The 23,605-nt window shown below is 40.6% G+C and carries 22 protein-coding genes; 8 read left to right on the top strand and 14 right to left on the bottom strand.

Annotated features, from left to right (window positions below):
- Position 1: 1 nt before the first annotated feature.
- Together M2408_RS10995 and M2408_RS10990 are read right to left on the bottom strand one after the other, a co-directional pair.
- The gene (locus tag M2408_RS10995; RefSeq protein ID WP_310446849.1) at positions 2-361 is read right to left on the bottom strand and encodes an FtsX-like permease family protein; all 360 of its coding nucleotides are present in this window, start codon (positions 359-361) and stop codon (positions 2-4) included.
- Positions 362-443: 82 nt separating this feature from the next.
- Positions 444-626 carry a hypothetical protein gene (locus tag M2408_RS10990; RefSeq protein ID WP_259181707.1) on the bottom strand — a complete coding sequence of 61 codons (183 nt, stop codon included), beginning with the start codon at positions 624-626 and terminating at the stop codon, positions 444-446.
- Between the two features lie 138 nt (positions 627-764).
- Here M2408_RS10990 and M2408_RS10985 point away from each other — a divergent pair, with 138 nt between their 5' ends.
- The 3 genes from M2408_RS10985 to M2408_RS10975 all read left to right on the top strand — a co-directional run bounded on the left by M2408_RS10985 (position 765) and on the right by M2408_RS10975 (position 3,132).
- A complete protein-coding gene (locus M2408_RS10985) occupies positions 765-1,217 on the top strand; it encodes a DinB family protein (protein WP_259181704.1) in 453 nt (150 codons plus the stop codon).
- A gap of 46 nt (positions 1,218-1,263) precedes the next feature.
- Positions 1,264-1,731, top strand: coding sequence for an OsmC family protein (locus M2408_RS10980; RefSeq protein ID WP_259181703.1), 468 nt, complete (start codon positions 1,264-1,266; stop codon positions 1,729-1,731).
- Between the two features lie 165 nt (positions 1,732-1,896).
- Complete coding sequence (locus tag M2408_RS10975; protein ID WP_259181700.1) at positions 1,897-3,132, top strand: TCR/Tet family MFS transporter; 1,236 nt, start codon at positions 1,897-1,899, stop codon at positions 3,130-3,132.
- Positions 3,133-3,335: 203 nt separating this feature from the next.
- Here the strand turns inward: M2408_RS10975 and M2408_RS10970 are convergent, their stop codons facing one another.
- The 5 genes from M2408_RS10970 to M2408_RS10950 all read right to left on the bottom strand — a co-directional run bounded on the left by M2408_RS10970 (position 3,336) and on the right by M2408_RS10950 (position 7,705).
- Positions 3,336-3,905, bottom strand: a complete 570-nt coding sequence (locus M2408_RS10970) for a Crp/Fnr family transcriptional regulator (RefSeq protein WP_259181697.1) — start codon at positions 3,903-3,905, stop codon at positions 3,336-3,338.
- 72 nt (positions 3,906-3,977) lie between these two features.
- Positions 3,978-4,730, bottom strand: coding sequence for a siderophore-interacting protein (locus M2408_RS10965; protein ID WP_259181695.1), 753 nt, complete (start codon positions 4,728-4,730; stop codon positions 3,978-3,980).
- 40 nt (positions 4,731-4,770) lie between these two features.
- Complete coding sequence (ribB, locus tag M2408_RS10960) at positions 4,771-5,412, bottom strand: 3,4-dihydroxy-2-butanone-4-phosphate synthase (RefSeq protein WP_259181693.1); 642 nt, start codon at positions 5,410-5,412, stop codon at positions 4,771-4,773.
- 279 nt (positions 5,413-5,691) lie between these two features.
- Positions 5,692-6,786 (bottom strand): agmatine/peptidylarginine deiminase, encoded by a 1,095-nt coding sequence (locus M2408_RS10955; RefSeq protein WP_259181690.1) that lies wholly within the window; start codon positions 6,784-6,786, stop codon positions 5,692-5,694.
- A 91-nt stretch (positions 6,787-6,877) separates the two neighbouring features.
- Positions 6,878-7,705, bottom strand: coding sequence for a GyrI-like domain-containing protein (locus M2408_RS10950; protein ID WP_259181688.1), 828 nt, complete (start codon positions 7,703-7,705; stop codon positions 6,878-6,880).
- A gap of 108 nt (positions 7,706-7,813) precedes the next feature.
- On the opposite strand from M2408_RS10950, the gene M2408_RS10945 reads away from it, so the two are divergent.
- The gene (locus M2408_RS10945; RefSeq protein ID WP_259181686.1) at positions 7,814-9,109 is read left to right on the top strand and encodes a DUF389 domain-containing protein; all 1,296 of its coding nucleotides are present in this window, start codon (positions 7,814-7,816) and stop codon (positions 9,107-9,109) included.
- A 310-nt stretch (positions 9,110-9,419) separates the two neighbouring features.
- Here M2408_RS10945 and M2408_RS10940 read toward each other — a convergent pair whose 3' ends face one another.
- The gene (locus M2408_RS10940) at positions 9,420-10,346 is read right to left on the bottom strand and encodes an SRPBCC domain-containing protein (RefSeq protein WP_259181684.1); all 927 of its coding nucleotides are present in this window, start codon (positions 10,344-10,346) and stop codon (positions 9,420-9,422) included.
- A 193-nt stretch (positions 10,347-10,539) separates the two neighbouring features.
- Here M2408_RS10940 and M2408_RS10935 point away from each other — a divergent pair, with 193 nt between their 5' ends.
- From M2408_RS10935 to M2408_RS10925, 3 genes are all read left to right on the top strand, one after another.
- Positions 10,540-11,529, top strand: a complete 990-nt coding sequence (locus M2408_RS10935; RefSeq protein ID WP_259181682.1) for a GlxA family transcriptional regulator — start codon at positions 10,540-10,542, stop codon at positions 11,527-11,529.
- A 262-nt stretch (positions 11,530-11,791) separates the two neighbouring features.
- A complete protein-coding gene (locus tag M2408_RS10930) occupies positions 11,792-12,667 on the top strand; it encodes a helix-turn-helix transcriptional regulator (protein ID WP_259181678.1) in 876 nt (291 codons plus the stop codon).
- A gap of 71 nt (positions 12,668-12,738) precedes the next feature.
- The gene (locus tag M2408_RS10925) at positions 12,739-13,068 is read left to right on the top strand and encodes a multidrug efflux SMR transporter (protein ID WP_259181676.1); all 330 of its coding nucleotides are present in this window, start codon (positions 12,739-12,741) and stop codon (positions 13,066-13,068) included.
- Between the two features lie 36 nt (positions 13,069-13,104).
- Here the strand turns inward: M2408_RS10925 and M2408_RS10920 are convergent, their stop codons facing one another.
- The gene (locus M2408_RS10920) at positions 13,105-13,827 is read right to left on the bottom strand and encodes an SDR family oxidoreductase (RefSeq protein ID WP_259181674.1); all 723 of its coding nucleotides are present in this window, start codon (positions 13,825-13,827) and stop codon (positions 13,105-13,107) included.
- A 133-nt stretch (positions 13,828-13,960) separates the two neighbouring features.
- Here M2408_RS10920 and M2408_RS10915 point away from each other — a divergent pair, with 133 nt between their 5' ends.
- Positions 13,961-14,248, top strand: coding sequence for a hypothetical protein (locus M2408_RS10915; protein ID WP_147430503.1), 288 nt, complete (start codon positions 13,961-13,963; stop codon positions 14,246-14,248).
- 375 nt (positions 14,249-14,623) lie between these two features.
- Here M2408_RS10915 and M2408_RS10910 read toward each other — a convergent pair whose 3' ends face one another.
- The 5 genes from M2408_RS10910 to M2408_RS10890 all read right to left on the bottom strand — a co-directional run bounded on the left by M2408_RS10910 (position 14,624) and on the right by M2408_RS10890 (position 23,556).
- The gene (locus M2408_RS10910; protein ID WP_259181669.1) at positions 14,624-15,268 is read right to left on the bottom strand and encodes a phosphatase PAP2 family protein; all 645 of its coding nucleotides are present in this window, start codon (positions 15,266-15,268) and stop codon (positions 14,624-14,626) included.
- A 90-nt stretch (positions 15,269-15,358) separates the two neighbouring features.
- A complete protein-coding gene (locus M2408_RS10905) occupies positions 15,359-17,389 on the bottom strand; it encodes a heavy metal translocating P-type ATPase (protein ID WP_259181667.1) in 2,031 nt (676 codons plus the stop codon).
- A 37-nt stretch (positions 17,390-17,426) separates the two neighbouring features.
- Positions 17,427-18,737, bottom strand: coding sequence for an efflux RND transporter periplasmic adaptor subunit (locus tag M2408_RS10900; protein ID WP_259181665.1), 1,311 nt, complete (start codon positions 18,735-18,737; stop codon positions 17,427-17,429).
- Positions 18,738-18,744: 7 nt separating this feature from the next.
- On the bottom strand, positions 18,745-23,076 hold the full coding sequence (locus tag M2408_RS10895) for a CusA/CzcA family heavy metal efflux RND transporter (RefSeq protein WP_259181663.1): 4,332 nt from the start codon (positions 23,074-23,076) through the stop codon (positions 18,745-18,747).
- Between the two features lie 150 nt (positions 23,077-23,226).
- Positions 23,227-23,556, bottom strand: coding sequence for a DUF6660 family protein (locus M2408_RS10890; RefSeq protein ID WP_259181661.1), 330 nt, complete (start codon positions 23,554-23,556; stop codon positions 23,227-23,229).
- Positions 23,557-23,605 lie beyond the last annotated feature (49 nt).

The raw sequence follows: 23,605 nt of genomic DNA, 5'->3' as shown, positions 1-23,605 counted from the left end.
GTCAATCATCCCTTAAACAATCCACAAGATTAGCCAATGAAGCACGTATGGATTGATAACCCACCGTTAATATTGTAATTCCGATCGCCAAAATTCCTGTTGCTGCAAAAAGCTCCCAGCCTATGTTAATTCGATAAGCATATTCCTGAATGTAACTATCCATCGCCCAATACGCAATTGGAAATGCAATCAAACAGGCGACACTGACCAATAGCACGAATTCACTTGATAGCATCCGGACAATAGAAACGATAGAGGCACCATGAATTTTGCGGATACTAATTTCTTTTGTTCTGCTTTCAGCTATATAAGCTGCCAATCCAAACAGACCGAGGCAAGAAACGAAAATGGTAAGCGCAATAAAGATGCTGGCTAATTTCGCTGTTCGCTGTATCTCCTGAAATTTCCGTGCATATTCAGTATCTAAAAAAGGATAATTGGGATTATATTTTTTGAATATTTATCGCCAGACCGATGATGTTGATCACTGTAAATCCCTTCCTTCTCATCAGACTGCGGAAGGCTATATTGACATCATTGCTCATCATATTTAAATCCATAATCAATCCGCCCGCCAATCTAAATATAACACTGATATACAGGATATTAAATAATTTAAAAATCATGTTACATGTTCGCTTTCGGACGATTATTGTTCGTTTGCGGACAGACTTCCCCTACCGGACAGTAATAAAATTAACGCTTCAACCTACTTTTACATACTTAACTTACGTATATTTAATACCGCAACTAAGTCATTCGAGATGTCAACTCCACTAGTACAGTTATGGTTATATAACGATTGGGCGAATAACTTGCTCATCGAGAAAATGAAACAGGAAGCCGAAAAAATGCCTTCCGTGTGTTTACGATTATTCAGTCATATAATGAATGCACAGCTGATATGGTTATATCGACTGAATGGAGAAAAACCTCCGGTAGGTGTTTGGGATGAGCATAGTTTATTAACATGCGAACAATACCATCAACTGGCTTCTTCGGGATTTAAGGAAAAGGTCTACGCTGATGCGGCTGAGAACGCTGCAATCATATCCTATACCAATACGAAGAATGAACAATTCCAAAATTCGTTTGGAGACATCCTCTTACATGTATTTAATCATGGCACTTATCACAGAGCGCAAATAGCCTCAGAAATGAGAAGAAATGGACTTGATCCGATCAACACGGATTATATTTCGTTTGTTCGAATATAAAGTTGGTATCATAAGTAGAAATTAATAAAAAACGCCATTTCATAAAATGAGTTTCAAACATTACTTTAAGGCTAGTTTAACCTGGTTTCAGCAAGAACAGTCTACATCCTTACCAAAGGTATATAACAAGAGCCATCGGATTTCCATTCAGGGCAAGGCAGATCTGCAGGTCTCAGCGGCAAAAGCTTTCAAGGGTGACCCAACATTATATAACCCCGAAGATCTTTTACTGAGTAGTCTTGTTTCATGTCATATGATGTCTTATCTATATGTCTGTTCCAAAAATAACATCGAAGTAATTTCGTACACGGACAATGCTGAGGCGGTATTAGAAACTAGCCCTGATGCAAGTGGCAGATTTGTGCAGGTCGACCTGTTTCCAGAAGTCGTTATTTCAGATCCTGATAAAATAGTATTGGCGACATCACTACATCAGGAAGCAAATCAACTTTGTTTTATCGCCAATTCCTGTAACTTCCCCGTACGACATCATGCTATTTGCCACGCTATTTAAGCGCTAAATATAGATGCAATACAACTTGTTTTCCCCGTAGATTTGACACTTATAAAATGAATAGTGGCCTTATCGACCAACTTTCCCAATTAGCCCAATAGTTTACCACAAATTAACCTTTTAAAATTTAGGTGAATTTTTTCAGGAATTTTCTATTTTTAGGCCATGATTGACAACTCCAAGAAAAAGGCCGCCATAGGCTTTATATTTATCACTTTACTTATTGATATCACAGGATGGGGTATTATCATTCCAGTGGTACCCAAATTGATTGAAGAACTGATCCACAGCGACATCAGTGAAGCTGCAAAGTATGGTGGCTGGCTGGGTTTCGCTTATGCTTTCACACAGTTTATATTCTCACCTGTAGTAGGTAATCTGAGTGACAAATATGGACGAAGACCGATTATTTTGATTTCTTTGTTCGGTTTTGCAGTAGACTACATTTTTCTCGCCCTCGCCCCTTCAATAGGTTGGCTATTCTTGGGACGGGTTATTGCTGGATTGACCGGAGCAAGTTTCACAACTGCCAGTGCTTATATCGCGGATATTTCTACTGATGAGGATCGGGCCAAAAACTTCGGATTAATTGGCGCTGCCTTTGGATTGGGCTTTATTATTGGCCCCGTAATCGGGGGATTGCTTGGACATTACGGCGCACGGGTTCCTTTTTACGCTGCGGCAGGCTTATGTCTATTGAACTTCCTGTATGGGTATTTTATTCTGCCCGAAAGCTTGGACAAAGATAAGCGACGGGCTTTTGATTGGAAGCGCGCTAACCCCATCGGATCCTTTCGCTTTCTGGGAAAACACCCCGAGATTTCTGGCTTGATCGTAGCATTGATCCTGATCTATATTGCGGGCCATGCCGTACAGAGTAACTGGAATTTCTTTACCATGTACAAATTTAATTGGACCGAAAGAATGGTTGGTATCTCCCTTGGGGTCATCGGTCTCTTGATTGGCCTTGTACAAGGTGTCTTGATCCGTTGGACTACACCAAAACTCGGTGAGCAAAAAAGTATTTATTATGGACTTACATTTTATGCGATAGGATTATTATTGTTTGCATTTGCCAATCAGGGTTGGATGATGTTTGTATTTCTTATCCCTTATTGCCTGGGAGGAATATGTGGGCCTGCACTACAGTCTGTCATTACCAAAAATGTCCCATCGAATGAACAGGGAGAACTTCAGGGAGCGCTAACCAGTTTAATGAGTGCGACATCGATTATAGGTCCTCCAATGATGACCAATCTGTTTTACTTTTTTACACATGATAACGCCCCATTCAAATTCTCTGGAGCACCCTTTTTTCTCGCGTTTATTCTAATGACAATCAGCGTCATTATCGTATATTCTGCCTTTAAACGAAAGAGTAAAGAACAGCTTGAAAATTAAATTCAGATAGCGATACTATCCAATAAAGGCCAGCCCATCTTTTGATGGGCTGGCCTTTGCTTTTATCAAATATCAATCTGATACATTTGACGAATTAAAACACAACAGTCTACTTTCTAATGCCAAATATTTTGTTTTATTAACCTGTAAAGTATCCAAGAATGCCCTATGCTTTTTGCCAAAAATGGAAGCAGCATAAAAAACTATAATTTTGATTTCAAGCGACTGAGTGTCTCCTGCGAAATATTTAAATAAGATGCGACCATTCTATTCGATATTCTACGTACGATCATCGGATTTTCCGTCAACAATTGTCGATATTTTTCCAGCGCATCCTGCATAAGGAAAGACATTAAGCGTCTGGTATTGGTAACATATGCTATTTCCAAGTAAATCCGATAAAATTTCTCCCATTGCGGAACAACGTTCAACAAATGGTAGAAATCTTTATGACTGATGGCATAGATTTCAGATTCTTCAACAGCCTGAATAAATTCCTCGGATTCTTCCAAGGTAATAAAGCTGACAAGTGCGGTCGCAAATTGGTTCTCAAAAGCAAAATAACGTATCGCTTCCTGTCCATTTTCATTGATAAAAAAGATCCGTAGACAACCCTTGACAACAAAAAATGAACGCTGGCTAATCTCTCCATTCGCCAGCAATAGTTCATTTTTCTTTAATTTGATAGGTTTGAAAAAACCGAGTATAGTACCAAGTTCTTCATCTGTTACAGTTATCTTACTTGTTATATATGATATCAATAGATCATTCATGCATCTTTTCTAAGTCACTAAACAGCAAAGTTAGCAAAATTGCAAGGACAAATCTATCGTAATGATCAAGCTTTAGGCTTTTATTTCATCCGAATGCTCCCCTTCTTTGGCACCGATTTTCCAATACGAACAGGCATACATCTCTTTCGGATTCCAGCAATTTTCGACACGAAAATAATGGCGCAACGTTTTAATTATATCATATTCTGCCGCTAGATAGATATATCTGGCCAAACCATTATCATCAAATTCAAATGCTTTTACGCGCTCTGCGAGTACACTCCCCTGTTCGGGATTTGGGTTATGGATCCATTCTAGATCCACATCGGCAGTCGTAGAAAGTACAAGTTCATCTTCTTTTGTCGCAACTTCTATAAAGGCCTTGACTTTCACTCCTAGGGGTAGCTGTTCCAAAATAGCCGCAATGACAGGTAAAGCAGTCGCATCACCAGCAATTAAATAATGTGCTGCGTCCGGAACCAAGGTTCTCATACTTTCTTTCATACCGATTTCCAGAGAGTCCCCAACTGCAGCATTTATTGCCCATGCTGACGCTAGGCCATTATCTCCGTGGTGGACAAAATCAATAGAAAGTTCCTTTGCGACAAGATCTATTTGACGATTTGTATAGGTTCTTACTTGTGGCTTTTCGTTATCCGATGTTGAAATAGACAGTTTATTATTGGAACCGGATCGAACACCCGAAAGCCAGACAAGTTGTTCTTCATTAATCTCAAAAACTACTCGAATAAGATGTGGAGTTAGGTATTTTTTGTCTTTCACAGTAAATATCGAACGTATTTTTTTTGAATCTTTCTCGTTCATAAACAATATAATTTGTGATCATGACAGATCAATTTTCTACTTAATTTGATTGGCGATAAACGATAATATCTGTTATTGACAAGACAGCAAGTCCCTCCTTTAAAGCGAACGCCACAATCTGCGGCAAACGTGACATGCTACCATCCTCATTCATAAGCTCACATAATACCGACAACGGCTGTAAACCTGCCAAACGCATCAGGTCAATACTACCCTCAGTATGTCCGTTTCTACCCAGTACGCCATCGGCATGGGCTCTTAACGGAAAAATATGCCCCGGGCGGACCAGGTCTTCTGGTCTGGCACCAATCGCAGACGCTGCTTTTATAGTCGCAAGCCTATCCGCAGCCGAAAGCCCAGTTGTAGCACCCAATCTTGTATCAATAGAAACCGTAAACGGCGTTTGAAACGGACTTGAATTGTCATTGACCATATAAGGTAGTTCCAGTTCATCTGCTTTTTCATGCGTCAGACATAGACAGATTACACCACTGCAATAGCGGATCATCTTCACCATATCCCCATGGTTCATTTTTTCAGCCGAAAAAATAAGATCACCTTCGTTCTCCCTATCCTCATTGTCAATGAGTAAAATACCTCTTCCCTTACGGAGCTCTGTCAGCGCACGTTCGACCCTTTCATGTGCATTACTACCAAATACTTCCAATAGATTCTCCATCATTTTTTAATTTAATCAATATGTTATATGTCATCCTATATCACAGGATGACATTATGTACAACCACTGCCCGATCATGTTATAAAAACACTTTATCAAGGCTTACACCCTGATAAAGTGCATTGAACAAATAAAGCGCTAAAAAAGGACATTACTTGTTCAGTGGTTTCATAGTCTGAGGACAAAGATCAGCAGCTGCTTTTCCCTAAACATTGACTTAAGTCAAAAAATGATATTTAATTATACGAGTAGCAATTCTCCAATTTAGATCCTCGAAGTAAATTATTGAGGTTGTTGCTGGGTAACACAGTGAATCATTCCGCCATTAGCGTATAGATTTCGAACATCAATACCGATGACGACTCTTCCTGGATAGAGGCTTTGGATAATCTTATTGGCGACCAGATCATTGGGGTCATTATAATTAGGCACCAATACACAGGTATTTCCGATATAATAGTTTACATATGAGCCTCTATAATCTAGTTTTTTACCATACGCAGTTTCCACATTATTTTGCGTTAGCGGGAGTTTAACAATCTGGTAAGCGACATCCGCACTATTTTTTGCTGTATATAGTTTGTTAATATCCTGTTGTGGGACTTCCCATTCTAGTAAATCCTCGGCATCCATCGTCACTAAAATATTCGGACTGGCAAATCTGGCAAAGCCATCAATATGCATGTCCGTAATTTCCAGGCCTGCCCTACCTTCCAACCAGATAAAATTGGTTGCCCCCAGATACTTGGCAAAGATCGCTTCCGCCTGTCGTTGCGTCATACCAGCGTTTCGATTACTGTTCAAAATCGCACTTTTGGTCGCGAGCAGTGTACCTTTGCCATCTATTTCTACAGCTCCACCCTCATTAACCATCAGCTTGTTTAGATCAACGCACTTAAGCCCTTGATCTTTTGCTATTTTAGCTGGAACCTGATCACAGTTTTCAAATTCCGCTTTTTCGCCCCAGCCATTAAAACCCCAGTCTTGAATCACCAATTCACCCATTTGGTCATGCACATAGATAGGACCATTGTCACGCACCCAGACATCATCTGTCGGATAAACTTTAAAATCAATATGGTTTAGCGAAATTCCCGCATCCTGCAACAAGGCGGTAATCCTATTTTTTTCGGTATCATCATAGGCGATGATATGAACTTTTTCCCCTTTAACCAACGCCTCAGTCATCTTGACCCAAGTGGCGTCCAGCCGATTGCGATAGGTAATACCATACTGATATTGATGTGGCCATTGAAGCCAGGTTCCCTCATGCAAGGCCGATTCTTCAGGCATGCGATATTGGATAGTAGTATCCGTTGAAGGACGATAATTTTCTTCTTGCTTACATGAAGAAAGAATGCTTAATAACGTGATCATTACGATTTGCATGTTTTTTATCATTTTAAAAATTCTTATTTCCGACAAAAAACGGGATAAATCCCAATCATATGTTGTCCAAAATTGACAACTATTTTTTCTGTAGCGGAATTAAAATTTCGGTGACATAATCGTTAACATGAGCTGTATTGGTCTCATTTTTCACATAGTGCTCCAGAATAGGATCATTGTCAAATGCATAAGCACCTTGCAAAAGACTCTCTTTATAAATCCGTCTATACGTATCCATTATCGCATGATAGTCCCCTTTGTGAATATATCGGAGGTATCGTCCCCCCATAATATACCGCGGGAAAAACAACGGACTTGCAGGATCTTGATCCACACAGGCTTCGTATCTGCATTTCAGCCGGTCGGTAATCAAAGGCTGATCCACGATAATGCCGTAATAATCCGCACTAAAATCTGCGGCAACCAAGGTATCAATATCCGCCCATAACTGATCAATTTCTCTATTTCGGTATTGGTCCGTATGTATTCCAATACTAAAAACCTGTTGTGCCCTCAAAAAGACAATATCATGATGGAGAGATTGATGTTCTACTGCTAATCCGGCAATAAATTCCTGAAAAATGCTCGCCTTTTCATCCCGTGCATCACTGGGAGAATGTGCAAATTGTTTTTTGAAAGATTTGGAAAAAGATTGTAAACTATCAAAACCAACCGCATAAGCGATCGAGCTAATGGATTCATCTGTATAAATCAGTTTTTTATACGCGTTTTCAAGTTTTAACCGTTTTTGAAAGGCCCCAATCGATTCATTGAAAATCCCTTTAAATATGCGTTGTGTATTTCGGTAGGAATAATTTGACAGCTGCTCCAGTCTTTCGATGGAAAGGTCTTCATTGTAATGTTCTTCAATGTATCTAATGATCTGTTGAATCCTTGCTAAACTCATCTTGTAATGGTAACGCTACCTATTCCGTTTTTCTAAGTTAGTAAACTTCTTTCATTTAAGAACAATCAGTTCTCTTATGTATATTCGCATAAAGAAAAACAATCTGTTATGAATAAGATACTCCAATTTTTCGATTTACATCCAGGAGAGGAACGAAAAGAAGCTGTTCTTGATAATGTGATCAACAATATTTCATTCCGCGGTGCCAATGCATGGATTTTGGCCTGTGCCATAGTTATTGCATCTGTTGGTCTCAATGTGAATTCAACAGCAGTAATCATTGGTGCTATGCTTATTTCCCCACTGATGGGGCCGATCGTGGGTGCTGGTTTTGCATTGGGTACATTTGATTTTCAACTCCTAAAGAAATCGATCAAGAATTTATTGATCGCAACGCTGATCAGTCTGATTGTATCATACTGTTATTTTCTCCTGAGCCCATTTAAAGAGGCACAATCCGAATTGCTCGCTCGTACCTCGCCCAATATCTATGATGTACTTATTGCACTTTTTGGCGGACTAGTCGGTGTTATCGCTATAACCAGGGTAGATAAAGGGAATCCAATACCAGGTGTAGCCATTGCAACAGCACTGATGCCTCCGCTCTGTACCGCAGGCTATGGACTGGCCATCGGCAACCTAAGTTATTTTGCTGGGGCTTTATTCCTCTACATCATCAATTGTGTATTTATATGTATCGCGACATTTACGATCGTAAAATACCTCAGATATCCCAAGAAACATTATGTTGATCCAAAAAGAGAAAAAAGAATAAGTCAGAGCATCACATTGATTATTCTTGCCTTGGTAATACCAAGCTTATACTTCGCCTATAATTTGCTACAGGAGAAGAAATACACGAATAAGGTTAAACAATTTGTTCAACAACAATTTAGTGATAAAGGTTACACGGTCGTCTACGAAAAATTGCTTACTAAACCGAAACGTTTAGAACTAGCCTTTTTAGCAAAGAAATTTAGTGACCAAGAAATCGCTGCTTTAAAAAAATCCATGGAATCATTTGGTATCGCGCAGACCGATCTGATCATTCGACAGGATAGCCTCGATTTAAAAACAACAATTCTTAGTGAAATAGACAAAAGAAGTGCTGCTGTAAATGATAAAGATTTAACCATACGGGCACTCAACAATGAACTTACGAAATATCAGGTAGCAAGCCCACAATTAGATAAAGATTTAGCAGTACTTTTTCCAGAACTACAATCCTATAGCATAGGACAACAACAGTATTATGCAAAAAAAGATAGTTTAGCGAATGTCGTTGCCTTTATTTATGCGTCAAAAAATCCTTTAGCTGAAGTACAGCAATTAAAATTGCGTCAGTGGTTAAAAAACCGTTTTCCAAAAGACAGCCTCCAGATCATAGACAGGAAGTTCAAATAGGCTGTTCAACATTCGATTTCCAAGTATGAACTTTGGTCGAAACACCGACTGCCTGTGGAACGATCCGGTATTTACCAGCTCTTTTGTCTACTTCTGGTTCTATTCGCACATGTTTGTCAGTGCAAAAGCTCGTTGTAGACAATCCGTTTTCTGCTGGATATGACAGTCCCAATTATTGCGATATAATTGGGACTGCTTTTATCAGCCTATAATTTTAAATACATCAACTCTTTTTTTAATAAGTCAATGCTCATACGGTGAACGAAAATTGACTACCCCCCAATCTGAATCTGGGTGAAGCGCTTGTGCCTTACTTATTGAATTCAGGGTAAGGAAAACCTGTTCCTGTTTCACACAAAAATTTCAGACTCCTAAAGAACAATGCCCAATCATAGCTACAGGAGGCAAATTCCCCACTATAATTATCCCAGCCATCGTGATGGAATAAAAGTGTACAACCTTGCTGATGTGGTATCAATTCAAATGTCAGTGTTGTGCCTATCCATTCCTCAAAGCCTTCCTTACATTGCCAAGCGACAAATGCATAGGGATATAACGCAAGGACTTCCATCTTTTTGAAATAATCGGGGCCAAAGCCAAACCGCAAGATGCTACCTACCGCAGGTGCAGCAATGGTATCGGGTGTCCACCAGCCTGCCAACCCTTCCTGAGTAGTAATTGCCCAATATACTTTTTCAACTGGGGTTTTAATCAACAATCTATGATAGATACTTTTACCCTTTTGTTTCGCCAATAATTGTTCTTTAACTTCCGCTAGGGACAGCGTACTCTCTTTGGGTGTAGCAAGTCCCTGCCCTGCTAGAATCAATTGCTTCAGACTTTCGTGGATATAATATGTCCAGGCTGCCTGACAGACATCATAACATTCCATATCAGGTACCAGCCCCTGATGAGTAAATTTTAATTGCGTCTTACCGCCAAGATCAATAATATCAAAGATCACATAGCTCTCCACCCATTCCTGTTTATCGGTCGTAAATTTGAAATAGTTTTCCAACACCTGCCATACAACTTTGACATTGTGCTGTATTTCAACGATCTTTACCTTACACTGATGTATATCCTGGTAGTGATAAGAAAATACATCATGCAGTGCTTTTGTCCCCCCTTCAATGTTCTCTGACCACCAGCCACGAACATTGATAATCGCTTCAAATACCTGTTGCGGTTTCGCTTCAACGATTATGTCAGTTGTAAAATCCAGTTTTTTCATCATCTATTTTTTTATTAGTATTTATTTTTCAATCACTTAAATATCAAACCTGCCATATATAAATCAAAGATATCGACATTTTAAATCTAAAATAGGGTGCCAAATAGACATTGTGAACGGTTGATTTGGACAACATCTTTTCTTATATTTGAGTAATAGATCATCAATCAGATTAATCAATGTTAAACCAAGAAAGATGAAACACCTAACAATTTTGGTCCCCGAAGTTCAGACTGGCCCCAATACACTGTCATGTATTGTGGGTACCTATCATATCTTTACTGAAGCCAATAGGTACTACCATCAGAATCATGATAAGACAATGTTTAAAATTGAACTGGTCGGTCTTTCAAAGCAGTCCGTTTTCTTGAATGGCTTACTTGCGGTGATGCCGCAGAAAGAAATTACCGAAATTATCAAGACCGATCTAATCGTAATTCCTGCCGTCGCCCCGAACTTTACAGCATTAGATGCTCAAAACAGCCCGTTTCTTGACTGGATATGCAATCAATATACCCATGGTGCTAATGTGGCCAGCATGTGTACTGGAGCCTATATACTCGCCTCTACAGGTCTGTTGGAAAATAAAAACTGTTCAATCCATTGGAGTGCTGAAACAAATTTCAAGCAGTTATTTCCCAGTGTCACCATGAAGACTGACAGTATTATAACAGATGAAGAAGGTATTTGTACCAACGGTGGTGGATATTCATTTTTACACTTGCTCATTTATCTGATTGAGAAGTATTATGATCGACCGACAGCAATCTATTGTTCCAAGATATTCCAGATTGACCTTGACCGGCAACAACAATCTGATTTCGTTATCTTTAATGGTCAAAAAAGGCATGGAGATGAAATGATCATCAAAGCTCAGGAGTATATTGAGCATAATTTCACTGAGAAGATTTCCATTCAACAACTTTCAGAACGATTTACCGTAGGCCGACGGAATTTCGACCGGCGATTTATAAAAGCGACCGGTAATACTCCGATTGAATATCTACAACGTGTCAAAATCGAATCGGCAAAAAAAGAACTGGAAATCTCTGGAAAAACAGTGAACGAAGTAATGTATGAAGTAGGCTATTCCGATTCAAAAGCCTTTAGGGAAATATTTCGTAAAGTTACCGGCCTCTCTCCTTTGGCCTATCGCAACAAGTACAACAAATCTGCAATGAAATAATATTTTTTACCCTGCATTCGTAATGTTTTGGTAAAAATTATTTCCTGCGATAAAAATTAAAGCCAAGTTTTACGAAACTACTTATATTTATCCTTACTATAATATTAGTATTTATCGTTGATCATACATTATAACATGCAGAAACAGGAAATAGATTTTTTACAGCACAATGAATTGGCTTGGAACAAACAAGCATTGAAACAAAATGATTGGTTCAAAGCAGTGGATACCGCATTGGTCAATACTTATTTTTAGTCAACTCATGAAGACTCAATTTTACACATTAGACCAGATTCATCACCACTATACAATTGATACACAGCTAAAATCAAAAGGGATCTTTATTCTTCATCAGACCAATGCGCTTTCACAGGAACTGGTGGACAACAAACATCAATTTGAAGGATTGGTCATCAGCTTTATGTTAAAAGGTAGCATGCGGGCCAATATTCATTTTTTATCCCATGAAATCAACGCCAATGATACCGTGGTGATACTCCCGCAATTAACAATAGACCCGCAATGGGCCAGTGAAAACGCAGAAATGATCACAGTGGGTATCTCCTTGGATTTTATTAGCACATTTCCTCTTTTACGCGAATTTATAACAAATGATCAGATACGTTGGCGCCCTGTTATCCGATTAAACACGGAAGAACAAGCCCTGCAACAAGAGTTCGTTCATTTTCTTCAGCGCTATTATCAAAAGGGACCAAGCTCAAAAAAAACGGAAGTCCTTCAATATTTGATCATTGCCCTGATTACAATGCTGTCCGAAGCCTATACCGGCTTACCCAAAAGCAGCAGCCAATCAACAAATCGAACAGATGAGATTATTGATAATTTCTATGTTTTGATCTCGAAATATGCCAATCAACAACGTAGTGCAAAATTTTATGCTGAAAAATTGCACATCACAGCACAATACCTCACCACATTGTTAAAACGCAGAACGGGAAAATCCATTGTCGAATGGATAGATCATGTCGTGATCATGCATGCAAAATCACTATTGAAGTCCTCTAGCCGATCCATTAAGGAAATCAGCAATGAACTCGAGTTTGGCAATACAAGTTTATTTTGTCGGTATTTTAAGCGAAACACAGGCCTATCCCCAAAAAAATTCCGCGATGATTAACCCCTTGTTTTTTAACATTTGTAAAATGTTAACAAGATATCATTACAGATCTTTGTATAAAAGAATAAAATATGAATTGGGTAATTTTAATCATCGCCGGACTCTTTGAGGTAGGATACACTTACAGTCTGGGAAAAACGAAAGAGGCATCAGGCAATGCCATCTATACCTGGTACGGTATCTTCGTATTATGTCTCATCATCAGTATGGTTTTATTGATCAAATCCGTACAAGGACTTCCTTTAGGAACTGCTTATGCAATATGGACGGGCATTGGAGCTGTCGGCACAGTCATTATTGGAATCCTTGTATTTAAAGACCCCGTAAGCTTCTGGCGTCTATTTTTTATCGGTACGCTAATCGCCTCTATTCTTGGATTAAAGTTTGTAACTGGCCATTAGGAACAATAGGAATCTACATCTTCTGCGGTGGCATTATTATACATTCCTGTCATTCATTGCCGGCATATGAATCTCTTTTACACAACTTGCTTTTGATGTCGAGATAATAAATCTTAACGCCTGAATGACATCCGATAATGGTATAAGATCACCATTTATTTCATGAGTAGTCATCCCCAGATTATTATCGCCATCAGGCTCCGTTGCCAGATAACCAAGGTTCAATATAGATACTGCAATCTGATCGGATCGAAGTTGTTCTCTCAATGCATGAACCACACCCCGCAGCGCAAATTTTGTTGCTGAAAAGGTAACTTCCCTTCCATTGTGGTTGTCAAGCCCCCATGTCGAACCAATTAGAATAATTTTGGCATTATCGGCCTGCTTCAAATTTTCCAATGCAGATTGAATATTTAAAATACATGAAGTGATATTGGTATTGATCAGGCCGCTAATCTCCGCTACGGGAGAAGAAGCAAAATCATAATCGTCTCTAAAAGCGTTATTCTCCCAAATACCGACATTATAGATAAAATAGTCAATTTTCGTATTTTTTATCCTGTCTTTGATTGCGTGAACAGCCTCCACAGGGTTAGATAGATCAGCCGGCACCCAACACACATTTGCGTTATCCTCCAAATAATCGGGTTTACTTCTGGACACTCCAAATACAAGATCAGACCGATCTGGAAGATGCAGTGTGATTGCTCTTCCCAATCCTTTACTAATGCCAAAAATAAGATATGTTTTCTTTTCCATTGTATTACAAATATAAGGTAAGAGCCCCCTTCTCTATGGAATATTCCGAACTATTTTGAATTATTTTCGATCGCATGAAGGTAGAAAATAGCTAAAAAAAACAACAAATTGATATTTCCAGTGTTCTATGCTTATGGAAAGACATTATAACAAAGGAAACACGATTTCTAGTGGTCATAGTACCCACAAAGGTAAGGCTGCAAGAAAGTATATTGTCAGTGAAATTATTCTCAATGGCGAGCTTGTTGGTGTGGGCATTTATTATGATGGAACCGACGAACTTCGGGCCGCCGTTGTGGTAAATGATCAGGGACAGGGTGTCGAAATCCGCAATCTCCATGATGAACACTATCCAGAAGCACAATCAGATGATGACCTTGCGGAGCTTTGGCCGCTCTACGAAAAACTCGTGGCAAAATAAATGATGCCCGTCTTCGTCCCTCAGTCGATATAAGACCATAATGAGTACATCGTCATACTGCTAGCATACCGTGTTTAACTCGGACTCACCATGGACTCATGTCGGATTCATAGTGGACACAGTATGAAGCAGGTCAGACGAAAACTATACGCAGGCTCGACCAAATCCTATAAGACACCCGAATCATTGGGTTTGCTATTTTACAAGAAATTAGTGTTTAAAAAGTTTATTAAAATGATCTTACAGCACTTACTCCAAACCTATTATGTCCTATATAGGGTATAAATGCTGATTGCCCTTGTCGCTGTTCTCTCCCTTTAAATAAACCTGTCATCTTTGGGTACAACCAATAGGCGAGTTCAGTAGAGGCGATGCCTATTCCTGCCCAGCAACGATATCGCTCACCCAGTGTCGATTATTGATCACTCGATATATACCAGTAAATGCCGCAAAAGGATATCCTGCAAGACCGAGCCATATATTTTTATCACGATATTCTTTATACATAAAATGGGCTGTCGCAAATGCGGTCGCCGCATGACCTGAAGGAAAGGATTTCTTATTGGATCCATCGGGGCGCTCTTCAGCTATAAACTGTTTGGCAGGAAATACGATCGCCCCTGAAATCAGCTGCGAAGTGAGATAAATGAGCGTGCGGTCCTTAAAATCGTGAAGCCCTTCAATATTAAATGCATTAAGACCGTAAACCATCACTGCAGGGAAATATTGGGTATAATTATCTATTGTTGTCGTTGCCGGGTTCTTATGCAGCACTTCATTCCGGGTCTGTAAGTCCCATTTCTTCATCTTGGGAATGGCAAAGCTGCTCGCACCATAGGCTATGAGCGCTGTTGGAACGATAAACTTCCGCAACTGGAAATCGTGGTTATCAACAGTGGAAAATTGCATTCCTCTACTTGTTTTAAGTGCAAGACTATCCTGAGCGCTCAACAATAAAGGGAACAATATTAATACAAACCATAGGATAAATAGGGTCGTTATAAATTGGACTATATTCATGTAATGGAGAATTTAAAAATTAGACAATAGAAGACCTACCCTTCCAATATTTCAACTTGAAGGGTAAGCACATCATAAATGAAAATTGATTTAAAACTTCATCTTCTGGATCCGGATGGCGTTCAGTATAGCGATAAGAGAAACACCCACATCCGCAAACACCGCTTCCCACATCGTTGCCAATCCTCCGGCGCCAAGGATCAAAACCACCCCCTTGACCACAAATGCCAATCCTATATTTTGATAAACAACTTTTTTGGTCTGTTTACCAATATTAATTGCCATTGGTATCTTAGATGGTTTGTCGTCTTGTATAACTACATCGGCGGTTTCGATAGTTGCATCACTGCCTAGTCCCCCCATGGCTATACCAACGTCACTCAAAGCCACTACGGGGGCATCATTGACACCATCACCAACGAAAGCCACACTTTCATCAACAGCCTTTATCTCCTTGACTTTATTTACCTTATCTTCCGGAAGAAGATCTCCATAGGCTTTATCAATACCTAATTCCTTCGCTACATAAGCGACGACTGTACTCTTATCTCCACTTAGCATGGTCGCTTTCACTCCAAGTTTGTGCAAGAGTTGTATGGTATGTGCAGAATCTTCTTTGATACTATCTGCAATGGTAATATATCCGACGAAGCGATTATCCAATGCAATGGCTATTGTGGTATAAACAATTGTATTGGGATCGATGGTATAGCTGATATTAAACTTGTCCAAAAGCTTAAAGTTACCAACCAAAAATACCTTGCCGTCCACACTCCCCTTCAGTCCATGTCCCGGTATTTCTTCGACATCAGTCAAATTTACAGCTACATCGACCTCACCCGCATATTCCCTGATTGCTGTCGCTACCGGATGACTGCTATGACTTTCGATTTTATTGACCAATTTGAGGATTGTCGCTTCATCAAAATCTGGTTCTAAACGAACTTCCTGCACTTTGAAAACCCCTTCAGTCATCGTACCGGTTTTATCCATGACAACATTCTGTATCGCTGCCATCGCATCCAGAAAGTTACTTCCCTTAAACAGGATACCGTTTCTACTTGCAGCACCGATGCCACCAAAATAGCCCAATGGAATCGAGATCACCAAGGCACATGGACAGGAAATCACGAGAAATACAAGCGCTCGATAAAGCCAATCGCTAAATACGTATTGTCCAACAAAAAAATAAGGCAGCAGACAGATCGCTATCGCCAAAAGTACCACAATCGGCGTATAGATTTTCGCAAATTTCCGGATAAAGAGCTCCGTAGGAGCCTTCTGCGAGGTCGCATTTTGTACAAGCTCAAGGATTTTGCTTAATTTACTGTCTTGGTATGCTGTTGTCACCTTTACCAGACTCACGGTATTCATGTTGATCATTCCGGCCAGTACAACTTCACCTTTGGTCTTTGTGTCAGGTTTACTTTCTCCCGTCAACGCCGCCGTATTGAAGGAGGCCGTATCGGAGATAAGTTCCCCATCCAAGCCCAACTTCTCCCCGGGCTTCAATTGGATGACATCACCTATTGCTGCAGCCTCAGCTTTGATCACCCGGCTACTGTTTGCTGCAACAATGGTCACCTCATCCGGGCGCTGATCCAGGAGTGCCTTAATATTGCTCTTGGCACGGCTGACAGCCAATGTCTGAAACACTTCCCCTACCGCATAAAAAAGCATGACAGCAACACCCTCCGGATATTCTTTGATTGCAAAAGCTCCAATGGTGGCGATGCTCATCAGTAAGAATTCAGAGAAAATCTCTCCTTTTCCGATACTCTTCAATGCATCTTTAATCACTGGAAATCCAACCGGAATGTAAGCCAGTACATACCAAATGATCCGGATCCAGTCTTTGAACCATTCCTGTGGTAACCAATTGTCCATTGCAATGGCCACAATCAGCAGGACAAATGAAATTATTGCTGGCAGAAAGAGCTTCAATGTACCGCCTTCCGCCACTGAATGATCATGACCGTCATCATCACTGTGATTATGTGCCTGATCCTGGGCAGGCGCGCCCTGTATTAAACGTTGGGCGCCCGCCTGATTATATATTTTTTCCGTCTGTGTACAACAAAGTTGTTTACCTTGTGCATCATAAATATGTTTGTGTTCCATACCTTATCATGATTACTTCGTTAACAAATGCTACTACTTAATGTTCATGCCCACCTGTATTGCTCATCTTGGCATTGATAAAAAATGCTCCTTTCACAACGATTCTGGTTTGCGCAGGAATTTCCTGTACTGGTGTAATTGCTGTATATCCCAATGCTGAGACACCTTTTTGAATTTCAATTTTCTCAAAATTCACATTCTTACCCTGTTCAGTTGCATGTTTAGCCGCTTCTGATTCATTTTTATGTTCGTGCTTAGCCTCACCCTCATCATGCGCATGTCCATGATCATCGTGTCCTTCTTCATGCTCCTCGGCCTGCTTGCTTGTTTCTACGAAAATGTAGAACTTACCATCCGCTTCCACAATTGCGTCATTCGGAACCGCCGGAGTGGTCACATTATTGATCCCGATCATCCCTGTAATATTCATCCCGTCTATCAGACCAACCTTGCTACCGATCACAGTACTATGAACAGCAATTGTTTTACTATCATTTTCAAAAGACGATCCTATCGTAAATACTTTAGCCGAGTAAGTTTTATCAGGGTTGTTTGTCAATTGAAAATTAATAATCTGCCCAATTTTGATCATAGGAAGGTCTTTTTCAAAAACCTGAAGATCAAGGTGCAATAGACTATTATCTATAATCTCAATAACCGGTGATGAAACATCCACATAACTACCTATCTTGGCAAAGACATTACTCACAGTACCATTAATCGGACTTGTCACCACGAGTGAAGCCCGCAAATTGGAAAGGCTCACAGTGTTGGGATTGATGCCCATCAGTTGAATCTGCTGTTGCAACGATGCCTTTCTGGCACGAAGACTATTGAAATCCGCCGTTGCAGACTGCAAATTTTTTCTTGCGCCAGCGTTGCCCTCATTGAGTTCTTGCTGTCTTGCCATCTCCTGTTCTGCAAGCGTAATTTTGCTCGCCAGAGCGACATATTCTTCCTGAAGCTGAATAAATTGTGGATTCGTAATGGTTGCAATAACCTGGCCTTTGCGCACGATGTCACCTAGTTGCACATTTAAAGTCTTAATTACGCCACCATACAAGGTTGTCGCATTGGCTTTGTTGTTATTGGGAACACTGAGAAGACCATTGGCTTTGATTGTCGCTGTCAGCTCCTTTTCCTCTATAGTTCCAAAAGCAATACCTACCGCCTTTATCTGTTGTTCACTCAATGCCGCTACCGTCACGGGCCCTTCCTCATGGCTTTCTTCGGCAGCACCTTTCCCTTCCTCCTTCTTGGCATCGCCAGCACCTTTTGAATCTGATCCGCAGCTATATAAAACTGTTGTAATCGCTAGTGCAAAAAATATTTTTATGATAACTCTCATTGTTGACTTATTTATTATTGAAGTAATTGTATTGGATTGCTGATTGATTATATTGATTGAGCACGTCTAAATAGTTCTGTCTGATACCGATCGCCTGACTTAAGAACTGGCTCATCTCCGCAAAACTTATTTCACCGGTTCTGTAACCAAGGCTTGCGGCTTTGATGATGGCGTCAGCTTGCTTTAGGCCTGCGGATTCATAGAACTGCAATAGCGCAGCATTTTTCTCAATATCAGCCAATGCATTCACCTTATTCGTCTGAAAAACTTGTGTATCATATTCCAGTTGTCTTTGTTGCGCCTCCATTTCCGCGTTTGCAGCTTTCACCTTGCTTTTATAAGCACCCAGGCCAAATACAGGAAATGATGCCGATACCGAGAATCCCGTAAAAGGATCTTTTGCCCCCCAAAGACGCTGCGAAAAGAATCTGCCCGAAAACTCAGGCTTATTTGTATTTTTCTGTACCGCAATATTGGAGGATGCAATATTGACATTCTGTTGTTGCAAAGCTAAAACAGGATGTGAGGCATCAATCGATGGATTTTGTACATCCACGTCCATTTTTATCTTTTCCAGCGATTGCTCTACAGGTAATATCCATTCATTGCGGTTGAGAAGCATCATCAATTGCTGCTGCTGAACCAACATATTCTTCTTGTTTTGAACCAATTGAGCCTGCAACTCCCGTAATTTCGCTTCCGCGGCAATTTTATCCAATGCTGCGACATCTCCGGTTTTGAAACGTAATTCAGTCGCCTTAAACATCGCCGAGTAGATACTGTCCAACTCCACATAGAGCTTCTGTCTATCTTGAAGATACCAGAGCTGATAATATGCTGTGCGCACATCTTTCTTAATATTGGCATTGAGTACTTCGGTATTCAGATTGGCATATTTTAGCTGTTGCTTAAAATATTCCTTTCGTGCCGAATAGAGTCCCGGCCAAGCAATACTTTGTGTGATACCGATTTTCATGATCCCTGTCTTATCGCTGGGTCGGTAATCTTCATTCTCCACAAAAACACCCGTCTTTGGGATTTCATTCGCGGTTTTAACATTATAAGTTGCTCCAGTTATTTCGGCCTCATTGACCTGAAACTGGCGATTGCTCTTCAATGCCATACCGATTGCGTTATCAATCCCGATCCGTTCCTGTGAAAAAGCCTTAAATCCAATGGTAGAAAATAGGAAAACCAATACCGTTGCAATGGTCTTACCCGAATTTCCTTTTTTCATATTCAGTTTTGAGTTAAAAATAATATACAGCAAAGGCAGTACAAACAATGTTAAGAAGGTTGCTGTCACCAGTCCGCCGATAACAACCGTCGCCAGCGGTTTCTGAACTTCCGCTCCAGCACTCGTACTAATTGCCATCGGCAAAAAGCCCAGCGAAGCTACGGTAGCTGTCATCAGTACAGGGCGCAACCTTGTCAATGTTCCCTCCTTCACTCGCTGAAAAATATCATCCATACCTTCCTTCTTCAATTGGTTGAAAGTCCCGATCAGTACAATACCATTTAGTACAGCAACACCAAACAAAGCAATAAAACCGATTCCAGCACTGATGCTGAAAGGCATACCGCGGAGCATCAGGGCAAAAACACCCCCAATTGCACTCATTGGAATGGCTGTAAAGATCAGCGCTGCTTGCTTAAAGGAGTGGAATGTGAAATACAATAGCATAAAGATCAGCAAGAGGGAAACAGGCACTGCAATCATCAGACGAGCGCTTGCTTTCTGTAAGTTTTCAAACTGCCCTCCATACGTGAAATAATAACCAGCAGGTAATTTCACTTTGGTCGACAACTGCTGTTGGATATCTTTGACCACACTCTCCACATCCCTTCCCGAGACGTTGAAGCCAATGACGATCCGACGCTTTCCGGCTTCTCTACTAATCTGCGCGGGGCCAAGTTTATAATCAATGGCTGCTACCTGCGACAGTGGAATCTGAATACCTGTATCAGTTGGAATCATCAGATTGCGTACATCGTCTATGCTATTGCGGTGTGTCGTATCCAAACGAACAACTAAATCAAAACGACGTTCATTTTCATAGATCTGTCCAGTACTGCGACCAGCGAAAGCCGTACTTACCACATCATTGACATCTTGAATCGTTAGACCGTAATTGGCAATACGTGTACGATCATATACGATATTGATCTGTGGCAGCCCCGACACTCGCTCCACTTGCGGAGAAGTAGCACCTTTAACGGACTGAATCTGTGCCGCCACGATATTCGCATAAGATGCCAGAGAGTCGATATTTTCGCCAAAAATCTTCACGGCAACATCCTGACGAATTCCTGTCATTAACTCATTGAATCGCATCTGTATTGGCTGGTTCTTTTCAAAGAAAACACCCGGGATAGCTTCCAATTTTTCAAGGATGGCTCCGCCTAGTTCATTATAACTTCGGCCGGACTTCCATTCCTTCTGGGGTTTCAGTACTACCATCAAATCGGTCGCTTCCGGTGGCATTGGATCCGTCGGTACTTCAGCGGCTCCGGTTTTACCAACAACCATTTTTACTTCGTCAAACTCCTTAATGATACGGGAAGCCTGCATGGAAGTTTCTATACTTTGCGACAGAGAGCTTCCCTGTGGTAATATACAGTGAAAGGCATAATCTCCTTCCTGCAACTGCGGGATAAACTCTCCCCCCATATTTTTAAAGAAGAAAACAGATATGGCAAAGAAAGCGATTGTCAAGCTGACGATAATATATTTGAAACGGATAGCTTTCTGCAATAAAGGCGCATAGATACGCTGAAGTTTTTCGATAAAACGGTCACTGAACGTTTTCTTGTCATGATGTTTTTTAGGTAAAAACAGGGCACACATCATTGGAATGTATGTCAGCGAAAGGATCAATGCGCCAAAGATCGCAAAACCTACGGTCTGTGCCATCGGGCGGAACATCTTGCCTTCCACCCCGACCAATGTCAAGATAGGAATATAGACAATCAGAATGATGATCTCACCAAATGCCGCACTGGTCCGGATTTTTGAAGCAGATTCAAACACCTCATGATCCATTTCCGATTGTGACAGCTTTTCAGTAGACTTGCGCAGGCCAAGATGGTGAAGCGTTGCTTCCACGATAATTACCGCGCCATCGACAATAAGACCAAAGTCTATCGCACCTAGACTCATTAAATTAGCACTCACACCAAAAACATTCATCAATCCCAAAGCAAAGAGCAGGGATAATGGGATGGCTGAGGCAACGATAAGCCCCGCACGGAGGTTACCCAAAAATAGCACCAATACAAATATAACGATCAGTGCTCCCTCGATTAAGTTCTTCTCAACAGTACCTATTGCACGACCAACAAGATCCGTACGGTCCAGGTAGGGTTCGATCACCACATCGTTGGGTAGGGATTTTTGGATCGTAGGGAGCTTCTCTTTTACACGCTTGACCACTTCATTGCTATTCTCACCCTTCAGCATCATCACTACACCGCCCACGGCATCCACTTCCCCGTTATATGTCAGGGCACCGTACCTGACCGCATGTCCAAAACGCACATCGGCCACATCTTTGACATAAATAGGTACAGCACCAGTTTTTTTAATCGCTATATTTTTCACATCCTCCAGCGACGTAGCCAGTCCAATGCCACGAATGAAGTATGCGTTCGGTTTTTTGTCAATATAAGCACCACCCGTATTCTGATTATTTTTCTCCAATGCGGTGAAAATTTCCGAAATGGTGATATTCATCGCCTTAAGACGATTAGGGTCAACGGCGACCTCATATTGTTTCAATTCACCGCCAAAGCTATTGACCTCAGCAATACCGGGTGTACCGTAAAGCTGGCGTGCAACGATCCAGTCCTGCATGGTCCGAAGATCCTTTGCATTATACTTGCTTTCGCTACCTTTTTTGGGGTGAATGATATATTGATAAACCTCTCCCAAGCCCGTACTAACGGGAGCTAATTCGGGTTTACCGATACCTTGTGGAATTTGGTCCACTGCTTCTTTTAGGCGCTCACTGATAAGCTGTCGCGCAAAGTAGATATCGACATCATCGTCAAAAACGACGGTAATCACCGAGAGTCCAAAACGGGAAATACTTCTGATTTCTTCGATCTTCGGTACCGTAGCGATACTCTGTTCGATCGGGAAAGTAACCAGTTGCTCCACTTCCTGACCCGCCAAGGTCGGACAGGAGGTAAAAATCTGTACTTGATTATTGGTAATATCCGGAACGGCGTCTATGGGCAGCTTTGTAGCACTCCAACCGCCCCAAATAATAAGTAACAAGGTCATTAAACCAATAATGATCTTATTCTTGATGCTAAATTTAATTATACTATCTAACACAATATGCTTGATTAATGCTTAAATAATAGATATATAGAATATCTTATTTCCCTGTAACATCAAAAGTTACAGCTACACACCGATGGCCAACATTAATTAGAAAAGCAAAATTCCTCAATAATGTTTGCGTACGGCTATAAAAAGTAATAATTAAGCATCTACCTTAGGCGGCTGCCAGATAGTTCCGAAGTAGCTAGATAAAATAGGTGTATTGAGAACCGGCATCCGATTATCAAAATAAATTGAAATCGGGATACCTTCAATTTTTGGTAACTGATATTCGAAGACTGTAATATTTCCGCTACAACAGTTACAATAACAGAAAATAGAACAGGCATCGGTGGTATCTTCACTATGATTATGAGGTTCATTGAATTGTGTTTCCATGGCTGTCACCTCGCTGCGAATGTTCGCATCACTACATGGGACAAAGGAAAGTCCCAAGATATAGGTGATCAATATGAAAACAATTACCCTCATTGTTATACAAATTTAGAAAAATATTTCAAAAATTTATTCTTTTATAATA

The sequence above is a fragment of the Sphingobacterium sp. BIGb0165 genome (assembly GCF_024810095.1).
Lineage (GTDB): Bacteria > Bacteroidota > Bacteroidia > Sphingobacteriales > Sphingobacteriaceae > Sphingobacterium > Sphingobacterium detergens.
The sequence above is the reverse complement of the archived record's forward strand: the minus strand, read 5'-3'. Positions and strand labels throughout refer to the sequence as shown.